The sequence below is a fragment of the Neobacillus niacini genome, assembly GCF_048572935.1.
Lineage (GTDB): Bacteria > Bacillota > Bacilli > Bacillales > Cytobacillaceae > Neobacillus > Neobacillus niacini.
The window spans coordinates 4,423,298-4,436,475 of the sequence record NZ_CP183883.1 but is presented as its reverse complement, the minus strand read 5'-3'; the positions used below and the strand labels follow the sequence as shown (position 1 = coordinate 4,436,475).

The following is a 13,178-nucleotide window of genomic DNA, read 5'->3' as shown; positions in this document are numbered from 1 at the left end:
GTGAGAGCATTTATAAAAGGAAAATGGTTTGTCCTCCTGGCATGGATTGCAGTCATCGCAGTTCTCTTTTTGTCTGCACCAAATATGGAACAGCTTGTCCGGGACAAAGGACAAATCAGCGTTCCGAAAGGCTATTCTTCTACTTTGGCCGAGGAAATTTTAAACGATGTCCAGTCAAGTGAAAATAGCGGAAATGAATTACAAACAGCATTGGTCTTCCATAGTGACAAAAAGTTGACGGAAGAAGACTTTTCCAAGGCAGAAAAGGCGATTAATCAACTGGAAAAAGAGAAGAGTGATTTAGGTATAACTTCAATCCTGACTCATTTCAATCAAGAAGAATTGAAAGAACAGCTTGTATCGAAGGACGGTAAAACCATTCTTGTTTCCTTAAATGTAGCAGTAAATGACCGTGAAGCAAAAGAAATCACAAATGCCTTGTATAAAGCATTGGATAATGTGAAATTAGACCATTATTATACAGGAAACTGGCTGATTTCTGAGGACCTTGTAACCAACTCACAAGAAGGTCTTAAGAAGACCGAAGGGATTACGGTTGTTTTTATTTTAATTGTTCTTTTGCTTGTATTTAAATCAGCAATCGCTCCAATTATTCCATTAGTAACAGTTGGATTCAGCTATTTAGCTTCCCAATCCATCGTTGCGATATTAGTAGATAAAGTGAATTTCCCATTATCAACGTTCACGCAGATATTCTTAGTGGCTGTATTGTTTGGTATTGGGACTGATTATTGTATATTGCTGCTTAGTCGTTTTAAAGAGGAAATGTCTAAGAATGATAGTGTAGTAGAAGCAATTGTTATTACGTATCGAAATGCAGGTAAAACGGTGTTTTTTAGCGGATTAGCCGTGATGATTGGTTTTGCATCTATTGGTTTTTCTACCTTTGTACTTTATCAGTCAGCCGCTGCCGTTGCGATTGGTGTAGCATTATTGATAGTAGGTTTGTTTACGATTGTTCCGTTCTTTATGGCTGTATTAGGCAAAAAATTATTCTGGCCGTCAAAAGGCAGGCTTGAACATGGTGAAAGTAAATTTTGGGGCTTTGTCGGCAGTTTTGCATTAGCACGTCCTTTAATTGCGCTGCTGATTGTAGCGGCCATTTCAGTTCCGGCGTTATTCACATATGATGGAGATTTGTCGTTTAACTCTTTAGAGGAAATTGGTGATGAGTTCAATTCAATCCAAGGATTTAATATTATTGCTGATGGATTCGGACCTGGTGAATCTATGCCAACACAAATTGTTTTTAAAAATGATGATGAGCTGAACACGTCTGAGTACATTGCTCTGACGGAAAAAATCAGCCAAGAGCTAAATAAAATTAGCGGTGTTGACACAGTCCGTTCCGTTACTCGCCCCACAGGTGAAACCATTGACGATTTATATATTTCAGAGCAGGTAAAAAGTCTTGAGGATGGTCTTGGTCAAGGAAATGATGGAATTGAACAGATTAGCAATGGTCTTGCCGATGCAGGCAGCCAGCTCGCTGCTAATCAGCCTAAAATGGAAGAGGCAGCTGATGGAATCGGTCAATTGATTGCCGGAACATCTCAGCTCCAAACAGGCATGGGAACCATACAAGAAAACCTTGCAAAAATTGAAGATGGATTAAGACAAGGTGCTGCTGGTACGACCCAAGTAAAAGAAGGTCTAGCGGTAATCAAGACTAAATCTGCCGAAGTTTTGGCGGGCAGTAAACAGCTGCTCGAGAGTTACAAACAGGCGGCCCAAGGGTTAAATGCACTTGAAGGAAACTATAAATTAGTTGAAAAGGGCTTAAGTGATCTAAATACGTCCTTAGTGGCAACCAATCAATATTTTACGAATTTAGAAAATGAATATAGTGATATTGGGCAAAATCAAAACTATCAAGCTATCAAAATGACCATTCAGGGTTCTCAGGTAGCAACTGCAGAATTAGCAGGCAGCTTGAATCAATTGAATGCAGGATTAAAAGGGGCTCAGGAAGGAATTAGCTTTGCGAATAGTAATTTTTCAGAAGCCATTGCAGGTCAGGAAGCACTTGTGAAGGGAATGGAAGATCTCTTAAAAGGTTTAACAGAGATTGAATCAGGACTTTACACAATGGGAAATGGCCAAGGACAAATTGTGGATAGCCTGCCTCAATTTTCAAATGGTCTAAATGGATTAAATAGTGGTCAGCAGCAGATATTAACAGGCTTTAAGGATATGAGCGGTCAAATTACTCAGCTTTCAGATGGGTTAACACAAAGCGCGGATGGCTTAAATCAAGTCTCTGATGGTTTGGAGTCTGCACAGGAGTATCTAGCTGGAGTATCGGAACAAGAGCAAAATGGTTTCTTTATTCCACAAGAGGTTCTTGATGGTGAAGACTTTGAGCAAGTCTTAGACACCTATATGTCAAAGGATCGCAAAGTAATGACGATTGATGTGGTCTTTAATATGAACCCATATTCGAATGAAGCTCTTCAGACGGTTCCTGAAATTAAAGATACAGTGGAACGCATTGTCAAGGACACAAAGCTTGAAAACGCAGAAATAGCAGTCGGCGGTGTATCAAGTATGCATCATGATCTAGATAATATTTCGCAAGCTGACTATTCTCGAACAGTGGTGCTTATGTTAATTGGGATTACGATTATTCTAATCATTCTGTTCCGTTCCATCATTATGCCTTTATATTTGATAGGTTCATTAATTTTAACGTATTTTACTTCTATGGCACTTGCTGAGGTATTATTTGTAAATATCTTAGGTTATTCAGGAATTAGCTGGGCTGTTCCGTTCTTCGCGTTTGTCATATTAATTGCACTCGGAATTGATTACAGTATTTTCTTAATGGACCGATTTAATGAATTTAAACATATGCCGGTAGAACAAGCGATTCTCATCTCGATGAAGAAAATGGGGACGGTTATTATCTCGGCGGCTGTCATTTTGGGCGGTACTTTTGCTGCGATGATGCCAGCTGGTGTTTTATCTTTACTACAAATTGCGGCCATTCTATTAATCGGACTTTCACTCTATGCTCTTGTAATTTTACCGTTGTTTGTTCCCGTCATGGTCAAAACCTTTGGCGAGGCAAACTATTGGCCGTTTAAAAAGAATACCGATACCGTTGTACATGATCATTCAACACATTTGTAAAAAAGAAGCACGCTGAGAAATTCTCAGCGTGCTTTCTTGCTCTACTCCACTATAACTGTCCCTTTAAACATATTCATTCCACATGTAAAGGTATATTCTCCTTCTTTGTCAGGGGTAAAGGTTAAATTTGTTGTACCTGCCTTTAGATTAATATTGTTTAAATCGAAATCTGGCATCATAAAGGTTGAAAAACAGCTATTGTCACCCGGATTTGTAATGTTTAACTCCACTTGTACACCTTTTTTTACTCTAATCACATTGGGAGAATAGCCAGTCGGTGTTATCATCATGTCTATTTTAGGATTAGTTTCACCCGTAATATCAAGTTCTGTTTTTGCTGGAGGAGTATTTGTCTCCTGTGTTTGAGCTGCTTCGGCTTCACCAGGAATTTTGACTAGATCACTACTGTATAAAAATAAAAATAAGGCAATCAGAACCAGTCCAGCTGAAAAAATATTAAATGGTGAAATTCCTTGTGTATCCAGTGATAGCTTACCGTTTGTATCAACAATGATAAATAAAATAACTAGACCAAGAATAATAACATACAAGCCTAGTAATATCCCAAGCATGATTGTTGGGTTATCAAACTGAAGGATGGCACCTAAGAGGGCACCGATCATTCCACTTACAATACCGGAAACCGATCCGCTTAAAATCGCCAACATCCCAACAGGCTGGCCAGCAATAAAACCTAGGACAAAACCAATTAAAGTACCTAAGCCAACAGGGAAAAATAATTCGCCTGAAAGAATCCCGCTGATATATCCAGCTAATAATCCTCCCATCATTGTCAGGACGATTACGACAATCGTACCTGAAAGGCTTGCAAGTTTATTTTTCTTGCGATGAAGCAGAAGAATGGAACATCCAGTCAATACACTCATAATAACGATTGTGAAAATCGATAATACATACATTTGAAAATCTCCTCTAACAGTTAATAAACAACATATGTACATTATAAATGCATTGATAAACATAAAAATTGTCTTTTTGGTGGCGTTTATGAACGTTTAATGAAAACTTCACTGGAAATAAAAAAAGACGTTCTCAACGTCCATTGGGTTTATTGATTTTCTCGTTATCTATGGTGTTTTTATAGATTCTTTTTAACGCTTCATTTTGCATTTTCATAAGGTCAAGTAAGTATCGTTTTTCTTCTTCTTCCTGATCAATCTCATTCTTTTCGTCATTTTTCAAGAATATCACCTCATTCCTACTAATTGTAACCGAAATCCAAGCTAGAAATAAAGCATTGTAATATGTAATCAGAATATTTTTCCATAATAGTATTTGACATTTTCGTGTTAGAACTATATAATTTTTTCAAAAATACTATTTGAAACTGTGAAGAGGATTAGTAAAATGTAAGGTGTCTTACAAAGAGAGGAAACCATTGGTGGAAGGTTTCTTAAGACAGACATTTGAACCTGCCTTGGAGTTCTGTATCGGATTCTTATTTGAAGATACATGCGGATAAAATCCGTTATCATGTCGAGAGTATAAAGCATTTGCTTTATGAATTTAGGGTGGTATCGCCAGGTCTTGGTCCCTTTTTGGGGCCAAGGCCTTTTTATATTCAAACCTGTGTTAAAGCGTAATATTAATATTGGCACCTGTTGATTTGCGTGGAAGGCACGAAGACTCCTGCAGGAGGACGGGACAGGGGAGACCCCGCAGACGCTTTAGCGTCGAGGAGGCTTCCCGAACCGCCTGCGGAAAGCGAAGTGCCTGGAGCGCAAATCAACAGTCCAGTTTAGCACACAGCGATTTTTAAAAAAATAATGAGGTGTCAAAAATGGCAAAGGAATTTGTAAAAGATGTTACCAGTATGGACGAGGATTTCGCCCAGTGGTATACCGATGTTGTAACAAAAGCAGACTTAATCGATTATTCAAGTGTACGCGGATCAATGATTATCCGCCCTTATGGATATGCCCTATGGGACAATATTAAAAATGAATTAGACCGCCGTATTAAAGAAACAGGCCATGAAAATGTCTATATGCCATTATTTATTCCAGAAAGCTTGCTCCAAAAAGAAAAAGACCATGTCGAAGGATTTGCACCTGAAGTGGCATGGGTAACACATGGTGGTTCTGAGGAGCTGGCTGAGCGTTTAGTCGTGCGCCCAACATCTGAAGTTCTTTTCTGTGAGCATTATAGCAATATCATTCATTCATACAGGGATTTACCCAAGCTTTATAATCAATGGGCTAACGTAGTTCGCTGGGAAAAAACAACCCGTCCATTTTTACGGACATTAGAATTTTTATGGCAGGAAGGTCATACTGCACACGCAACGGATGAAGAAGCGATGGAAGAAACGATCAAAATGCTGAATGTCTATGCAGCGATTTGTGAAGAGATCCTTGCAATTCCTGTAGTTAAAGGTCAGAAGACCGAAAAAGAAAAATTTGCTGGAGCTAAAGCTACTTTTACCATTGAAAGCTTAATGCACGATGGTAAAGCCCTGCAGTCAGGAACATCCCACCATTTTGGCACAGGTTTTGCGGAAGCATTTAATATCCAATATACCGATAAAGAAGGAAAGCTTCAGTATGTTCACCAAACATCATGGGGCTTTACGACAAGAATCATTGGGGCGTTAATCATGGTTCATGGTGACGACCGCGGTCTTGTGATTCCTCCAAAAGCTGCGCCAACTCAAGTTATGATAGTGCCAATTGCACAGCATAAAGAAGGAGTTCTTGATTTCGCTTATGATTTGAAGAAGTCATTATCCAGCGTTGCTCGTGTTGATATTGACGCTAGCGATAAAAAGCCAGGCTGGAAATTCAACGAATACGAAATGAAAGGAATTCCAGTTCGTTTAGAAGTGGGACCAAAAGACATTGAAAACAAACAAGTTGTGTTGGTAAGAAGGGATACATTAGAAAAAGTAATTGTTCCTATGGATCAATTAGAAACCAAGCTTGTGGAATTACTCGATGATATCCAATCTAATTTATACAATAAAGCTTTGACGCACCGTGAAGAAAGAACTTCCGTAGCCGTGACACTTCCTGAATTAAAGGAAAAGCTTGAAGCAAAACCAGGATTCATTAAAGCTATGTGGTGCGGAGAGCTTGCGTGTGAGGAGAAAATCAAAGAAGAAACAACTGCCACTTCTAGATGTATTCCATTTGAACAAGAACAGGTTTCTACTACATGTGTATGCTGTGGAAAAGAAGCAGACAAGATGGTCTATTGGGCAAAAGCATACTAATATTTTTGTGGAGACTCTTCCTTTTTGGAAGGGTCTTTTTATTAATTGCCGTTCATGAAGCCTAAAATGAAAGGAAAATCACGAAAGTGGTCATCATGAAGGGTTTATGAAGCCCAAAGTGAAAGGGAAATCGGTAAAATGGTCATCATAAGCCCTCCATGAAGCCCAAAATGAAAGAAGTATCGCATAAATGGTCACCATGAAGGGTTTATAAAGCCCAAAGTCGAAAAAGAAAAGAGAAAATGGACTTCATGAAGATTCAAAGTTTTTAAAGGGGGAGACAAAATGAATCCAAGTTTAATAGAATTTCCAGAGGAGTTTACCACAGAAAGGTTGTTAATCCGCAAGCCCTTACCAGGTGATGGGAAATATGTATATGAAGCAATCCAGGCGTCATTGAATGAACTAAAACCGTGGATGCCATGGGCTCATATGAATCAAACAGAGCAAGATGTAGAAGCGAATGTAAGAGACAGTATTGCAAAGTTTATAACCCGTGAAGATTTAAGATTACATTTATTCAATAAGGAAACCGGTGAATTTATTGGTTCATCAGGTCTTCATAGAATTAATTGGGAAGTACCAAAGTTTGAGATTGGTTATTGGATTGATACCCGTTTTTCTGGCAGAGGATATATAACGGAAGCGACAGAAGCAATTATGAGGTTTGCATTTACCGAACTTAATGCTAAACGAATTGAGATTCGTTGTGATCCACGAAATACTAAAAGTCGTGCAATTCCAGAAAAATTAGGTTTTACCCTTGAGGGCATCTTAAAAAATGATGGTATCTCTGTAGATAGTAAGGAACTTAGAGACACCTGCGTTTTCGCAAAAATAAAATAAATCACTTAAATAATGAATTAACTGAAATACACTTGACTAATCGTAAGAAATAAGCGGAGAAATTCCGCTAAATACGTAATTAGTAATAAAAAATACTCAAACAGACGGAGAGATTCCGTCTATTGGCTCGGAAAAATCGAAAATAGGGGATTTCGCTTTAATTAAGCGGAAACCCTCCGTTTATATCCCCCGAAACTAGCTCCATTTTGCATTTAAGCGGAAAATCTCCGCTTTTTACCGTGGCTGGTTACTCGATTAAGGACACGACATCTTAACTTCTGGTTCGAATGAACCAAATTTCATGATGTGTGATTTGCATCACTTACTCCAAGTGTAATATCTCATATAATCACTATATAAATAGTGATAACCACTACATAAGGAGTGATAGTTTTGTTAGATCGTAATACAATTGAAATCATTAAATCAACAGTACCAGTTTTAGAAAAACACGGAGAAGCCATTACAACACGTTTTTATCAAATGATGTTCGGGAATCATCCGGAATTATTGAATATTTTCAATCATGCAAACCAAAAGCAAGGCAGACAACAAAAAGCGCTAGCAGGAACTGTCTATGCGGCTGCACAATATATTGATAATCTTGAAGCTATCCTTCCAGTTGTTAAACAAATTGCCCATAAACATAGAAGTCTTGGCATTAAACCAGAACATTATCCGATTGTTGGTAAACACTTACTATTAGCAATTAAAGACGTTTTAGGTGACGCTGCAACAGATGAAATTATCAATGCCTGGGCAGAGGCTTATGGAGTAATTGCGGATGCCTTTATCGGTGTTGAGGCAGAAATGTATGAAGAAGCTGAAAAACAAAAAGGAGGCTGGGATGGTTTCCGTAGTTTTGTGGTTGACCGCAAAGTTGAGGAAAGTGATGTAATTACATCCTTTTACCTAAAACCTACAGACAATAAAGAAATTGCCCAATACCTTCCTGGTCAGTATATCAGTATTAAACTTGAAATCGATGGTGAGGAATTTACACATATTCGTCAATACAGTTTATCAGATTCACCTGGTAAGGATTATTACCGTATTAGCGTAAAACGTGAAGCAGGTACAAAGAACCCTGACGGAATGGTTTCAAATTATCTTCATGATACGGTTACAGAGGGAGAAATCTTACAGGTAAGTGCTCCAGCGGGAGATTTTGTTCTTGATACTGAAAAAAATACACCTGTTGTATTATTAAGCGGCGGTGTCGGCTTAACACCAATGTTGAGTATGTTAAAAACAGTGGTTGAAGTTCAGCCTGAGAGAAATGTAACGTTCATTCACGCTGCAGCCAATGGTAATGTTCATGCATTAAGAGAGGAAGTGGAGTCAGTATCTTCTCTAGAAAATGTAAATTCCTATTTCTTTTATGATTCACCAACAGAAGAAGACCGTAAGAACCAATCTTTTGATGTTGAAGGATATGTAACGCAAGACTGGCTTGTTAAAAATATTCCTGTTTCCGATGCAGACTTCTATTTCTGTGGCCCTGTACCATTTATGAAATCAATCAATGCTTCTTTAAAAAATTTAGACGTTGCGGAAGAGAGAATTCACTTTGAGTTCTTTGGACCAAAAGGCAGTTTAGAAGAAAGTGTGAAGGAAGAACCGGTTTCCGTTTAGGAAATCGGTTTTTTTCTGTCTTGAAAGTTTGATTCATCCAGTAATTGTGATTAAATAAAAGGTAGAAATAGCCAGAAAGGATGAAGCTATGTGAATAAAAACGTCATAAAATCTGTAACCATGATATCGATATTTTTTTGCCTCCTCTGGCTGGTTGGACTTGGATTGGCTGTAGGTGAATATTATGCAGGCAAGCCTGATAAAATCCAAGAGAAAACCAATGTAGAAATGAAAGCAGAGAAAAAAGATGGCATGCATATTGTCGCCATAGGTGATTCCTTAACAAGAGGTACAGGGGATGAAACAGGAAAAGGGTATGTAGGTTTTCTCCTAGATGAAATAAAGGAAAAATCAAAGCAGGATGTCAGGCTGACGAATCTGGGCATAAGCGGTCAGGAATCCGGCCAACTTAAGAAGCAAATTCAACAAACCGAAGTGAAGCGGCAGCTGCAAAGTGCAGATATGATTTTAGTAACAATGGGCGGCAATGACTTGTTCAGAGGTGGACAAGGGTTATTGGAGTTTGAAGCAGCTGATATTGCGAACATTGAGAAGAAATTCATGGAGAATATGAATTTTATTTTTCAACAGATTCGTGCAAGTAATAGTGAAGCAAATGTCTTTTTCATCGGTTTATATAATCCTTTTAGTGAGTTAGAGCGGGGGAAAGAGATGTCTGCAGTCGTTCGACACTGGAATTATCAAAGTGCTGAATTAAGCGCAGGTTTTCCAAAAATCGTCTTTGTACCAACATTTGATCTTTTTGAGTTGAAGGTAAATGATTATCTTTATACTGACAAGTTCCATCCGAATACAAAAGGGTACCGTTTAATTGCTGAACGAGTGGCTTCACTGCTAACCTGGTAAGGAGACCAGCCATATGGAGAATATTACGTTATCTGTACATAATTTAAAAAAGGTAATTGGTAAAAAAGAAATCATTAAAGGAATAAGTTTTGAGTTAAAGGAAGGCGAGGTATTTGGTTTCCTAGGTCCCAATGGTGCTGGGAAAACGACAACGATCCGAATGCTCGTGGGATTAATTAAACCAACATCCGGAAGTATTCAAATTGGGGGCTTTAATATTGTCGATCATTTTGAGGAAGCAATGAAGCATCTTGGTTGTATCGTTGAAAACCCTGAATTATACCCGTATTTGTCTGGTTATGACAATTTGCTCCATTTTGCCCATATGCTTGATGGCATTGGTGAAGAGCGAATCAGGGAGGTCACCGAACTGGTCGGTCTAAGAGATCGAATTCATGATAAAGTTAAAACCTATTCTTTAGGGATGAGGCAGAGACTTGGAATTGCACAGGCGCTTTTAGGAAGACCTAAGGTATTAATCCTTGATGAACCTACGAATGGATTAGATCCTGCTGGCATCAGAGAAATGCGTGAATTTATACGGTTTCTTGCCGAAGAGGAAGGACTGAGCGTTCTGGTTTCCAGCCACCTTTTAAGTGAAATTCAGTTATTATGTGATCGAGTGGCAATCATTTCTCGAGGAACTGTGATTACGACCGATTCAGTCGATAACTTGTTATCCAATCGGGAACGAATCATTTGGCGTTTTCATCCTGTTGAAAAGGGAAAAGAGGTGTTACGTTCACTCACAGCCATTGAAGAAAGAGATGATGGTACGGTCTCAACTGAATATGATGAAATGAAGACCGCTGAGTGGAATAAAATGCTGGTGGAAGCAGGCGTTTCCGTCACAGAGATGTATCGTAAAATGCCTGTGTTAGAAGATTTGTTCCTCGAACTAACCGGGGGTGACTCAATTGAATAAACTTATCCAAAATGAAATGATGAAACTAATTGCAAAAAAGAGATTAGTGGTTATAGCGCTAATCATTGGTATATTGGTTGCACTATTCACCTATGCGCAATATAAAGAGAATGAAAGGCAAAGAGAAAAATTAGGAACCGACGATTGGCGGACCATTATACAACAAACGATTATTGACCAGCAAAACCGTATCAGCAGCCCTCGGATATCTGATGAATGGAAACAACAGCTCCAAATTGCCTTACAACAAAATCAATATTATCTTGATCACGATATCAATCCATCAGAGCCAGGTGCTCCTACGTTTATGAGGATTTTTTTAGAAAATTCGATTGAATTGTTTATTCCTTTAATGGTTATGGTCATTGCCAGTGATATCGTGTCTTCTGAGCACAGTCAGGGTTCTATTAAGCTGCTGTTGACGAGACCAGTTAAGAGGTGGAAGGTCCTTCTAAGTAAGTATTTAACCCTTATTCTTGCCATCTCGTTAATTGTTGCTATTGCCGGCCTGCTTTCCTACAGTATTTCAGGGTTGGTGTTTGGATATAAAGGCTGGGGAGCACCGGTATTGACTGGGTTTAGTGTTACAGATGCAGGTCTAAATACTGCAAGTGTGAAATTAATCGATCAATGGCAGTTTTTATTAATGGATTTTGGGCTTGTTTGGCTAGTGGCAATCGTCGTGGGAACACTTTCATTCATGTTATCCGTTCTCATTCGAAGTACAGCGGCTGGTATGGGTGTGATGTTAGCAGCACTCATTTCAGGAGCGATTCTTAGTAATATGGTTTCGTCCTGGGAATCAGCAAAATATTTCTTTATGGTAAATTTAAAGTTAACTAACTACATGAATGGAAATCCACCCCCAATAGAAGGGATGACGCTGTCCTTTTCAATGATGGTCCTTTTTGTCTGGTGGTGTGCTGGATTATTTGTTTCCTTTTATGTGTTTACCAAAAAGGATGTTTATTAATAAAGTAAAAGAGTTATTCCTGAAATAATGAATAACTCTTTTTTATTGGTTATCTGATTTTTTCTTAGCTTCTCTTAGGTATTCTTTTATCGTATTTAGCATCGTTTTATCAGGCAAGTAACGGAAAATAGACACGTCAGGAACAAGGTTCGCTTCTATGAACCACGGTTTCCCTTCCTGATCAATTCCAATATCCATTCCCCACAAGCATGAGTCAGGGTACACTTTCTCCAGCTGTCTCGCAACAAGTATACCCAATTGGTCAATTTCCCATAGCAGAGAATCGATATTTTTAAGATCAATCTTGGACGCTTCTATAGCGTCCTCAACTGTCGATAATGACTTTGCAACATTGGTAACAATATATCCTTTCGCCGCCGTTCTGGTAATTTTGCCCGTAACAACCCAGTCGGAGTTAACATTTTTCCGTTGGACCATGACTCTTACATCAAACGGGCAATCTTTGACTGTGGCAAGAGGTATTTTTTCTTGGATGTGATAAGCTTTTTTTGAAATATATCGCTCATGAACTTTTTCTAACAGGGCATGGAAGTCAGTAATAGGGATTTTACTACGCTCTGAATGGATTTCAAAGGATTGATTTTCTAACTGAGTAATAACCGCTATTCCGATACCCCATTGGCTTATATTGGGCTTAATCATACAGTTTTTATATTCTTCGAGATAAGAAAGCAGGACCTTTTCATGATAAGGATAGGTTTCTGGCAGATAAGGGAAAAGCCCCTGCTCACCTCTTAACACTTGGTACCAATCCCATTTACCGTCTGAAAATCTAAACCTTATTTCATTCATCCAAGGTTTTCCTAATAGGTCAAGGATGAAATCAATTATCACAAACTTGCATGTAGGATATTTTTCCTCGAGTTTTATAGCAATTAAGAGGGCAATATCATCTAATTGAGTGCATGCTCCTTGAAAAATGCTGTTAAAAGAAGATTCTGGACGGACGGAGGAGAGAGGAAAGACTCCCTTCACTTCCTCGGTGATAGAATAGCCATCAGGGGTAATCCGTGCTATTTTTTCAGTAATCATCCATTTAGATGAAGTTTTCACTGCGTATACTCGAATATCGAAGTGATTTTCATCGATCGTTAAACGTGGAAAAGCCTGTTGAATAATAAACCTTTTACCATTAAGCAGATTATTTTCAATAAACTGATACACTTTGTGTGTTCCTTGTATAATTTCATTTATGCATCCCGATTCGATTCGAAATTGTTGGTCCTCAAGGGATGTGACTAAAATGGATATTTTATAGTTATGACAGGGACGCAAGTATACTTGATAGTATTTATTTATATATTCATAAAAGGTACTCTTGCTTAATAATGCCGTTTCCGGTATGTGTGGAGCAATTTTTTCATCGGTTATTAAGTGGGAATATTGGCTGAATTTTTCATTTATGACTCGCAATTTGATCATTCCCCTTAAACTTTAGCTTTCTTAGTATCCTATTCAGGCCATGTTCTAATTTGGAGGGCAGAAGTCTATCATGAGAAGAGAAATATTCTTTTACAAAAAAACCA

Annotated in this window: 10 protein-coding genes and 1 other annotated feature; of the genes, 7 read left to right on the top strand and 3 right to left on the bottom strand. The window is 38.4% G+C overall.

The features are described 5' to 3' along the window. Positions 1 to 3,153 (top strand): MMPL family transporter, encoded by a 3,153-nt coding sequence (locus ACN6MT_RS21945; RefSeq protein WP_419888042.1) that lies wholly within the window; start codon positions 1 to 3, stop codon positions 3,151 to 3,153. Between the two features lie 41 nt (positions 3,154 to 3,194). Here the strand turns inward: ACN6MT_RS21945 and ACN6MT_RS21940 are convergent, their stop codons facing one another. Together ACN6MT_RS21940 and ACN6MT_RS21935 are read right to left on the bottom strand one after the other, a co-directional pair. Continuing rightward, entirely contained in the window at positions 3,195 to 4,073 is an 879-nt protein-coding gene (locus tag ACN6MT_RS21940) for a cupredoxin domain-containing protein (RefSeq protein ID WP_419888041.1), read from the bottom strand. A 133-nt stretch (positions 4,074 to 4,206) separates the two neighbouring features. Then, positions 4,207 to 4,356: a hypothetical protein gene (locus ACN6MT_RS21935; RefSeq protein ID WP_157411805.1), complete on the bottom strand. Its 150-nt coding sequence runs from the start codon at positions 4,354 to 4,356 to the stop codon at positions 4,207 to 4,209. Positions 4,357 to 4,494: 138 nt separating this feature from the next. Beyond that, positions 4,495 to 4,713: a binding site (T-box leader), on the top strand. Between the two features lie 241 nt (positions 4,714 to 4,954). On the opposite strand from ACN6MT_RS21935, the gene proS reads away from it, so the two are divergent. The 6 genes from proS to ACN6MT_RS21905 all read left to right on the top strand — a co-directional run bounded on the left by proS (position 4,955) and on the right by ACN6MT_RS21905 (position 11,631). Next, entirely contained in the window at positions 4,955 to 6,385 is a 1,431-nt protein-coding gene (gene proS / locus ACN6MT_RS21930) for a proline--tRNA ligase (protein ID WP_419888040.1), read from the top strand. Positions 6,386 to 6,670: 285 nt separating this feature from the next. Further along, a complete protein-coding gene (locus ACN6MT_RS21925; RefSeq protein ID WP_419888039.1) occupies positions 6,671 to 7,231 on the top strand; it encodes a GNAT family N-acetyltransferase in 561 nt (186 codons plus the stop codon). 393 nt (positions 7,232 to 7,624) lie between these two features. Next, positions 7,625 to 8,866 carry an NO-inducible flavohemoprotein gene (gene hmpA / locus ACN6MT_RS21920; protein ID WP_419888038.1) on the top strand — a complete coding sequence of 414 codons (1,242 nt, stop codon included), beginning with the start codon at positions 7,625 to 7,627 and terminating at the stop codon, positions 8,864 to 8,866. A gap of 90 nt (positions 8,867 to 8,956) precedes the next feature. Beyond that, a complete protein-coding gene (locus ACN6MT_RS21915) occupies positions 8,957 to 9,733 on the top strand; it encodes an SGNH/GDSL hydrolase family protein (protein WP_419888037.1) in 777 nt (258 codons plus the stop codon). Between the two features lie 13 nt (positions 9,734 to 9,746). Next, complete coding sequence (locus tag ACN6MT_RS21910) at positions 9,747 to 10,658, top strand: ABC transporter ATP-binding protein (protein ID WP_419888036.1); 912 nt, start codon at positions 9,747 to 9,749, stop codon at positions 10,656 to 10,658. Then, positions 10,651 to 11,631 (top strand): ABC transporter permease, encoded by a 981-nt coding sequence (locus ACN6MT_RS21905; RefSeq protein ID WP_419888035.1) that lies wholly within the window; start codon positions 10,651 to 10,653, stop codon positions 11,629 to 11,631. The genes ACN6MT_RS21910 and ACN6MT_RS21905 overlap by 8 nt, the downstream gene beginning before the upstream one ends. A gap of 42 nt (positions 11,632 to 11,673) precedes the next feature. Here ACN6MT_RS21905 and ACN6MT_RS21900 read toward each other — a convergent pair whose 3' ends face one another. Then, entirely contained in the window at positions 11,674 to 13,074 is a 1,401-nt protein-coding gene (locus tag ACN6MT_RS21900; protein ID WP_419888034.1) for a YheC/YheD family protein, read from the bottom strand. Positions 13,075 to 13,178 lie beyond the last annotated feature (104 nt).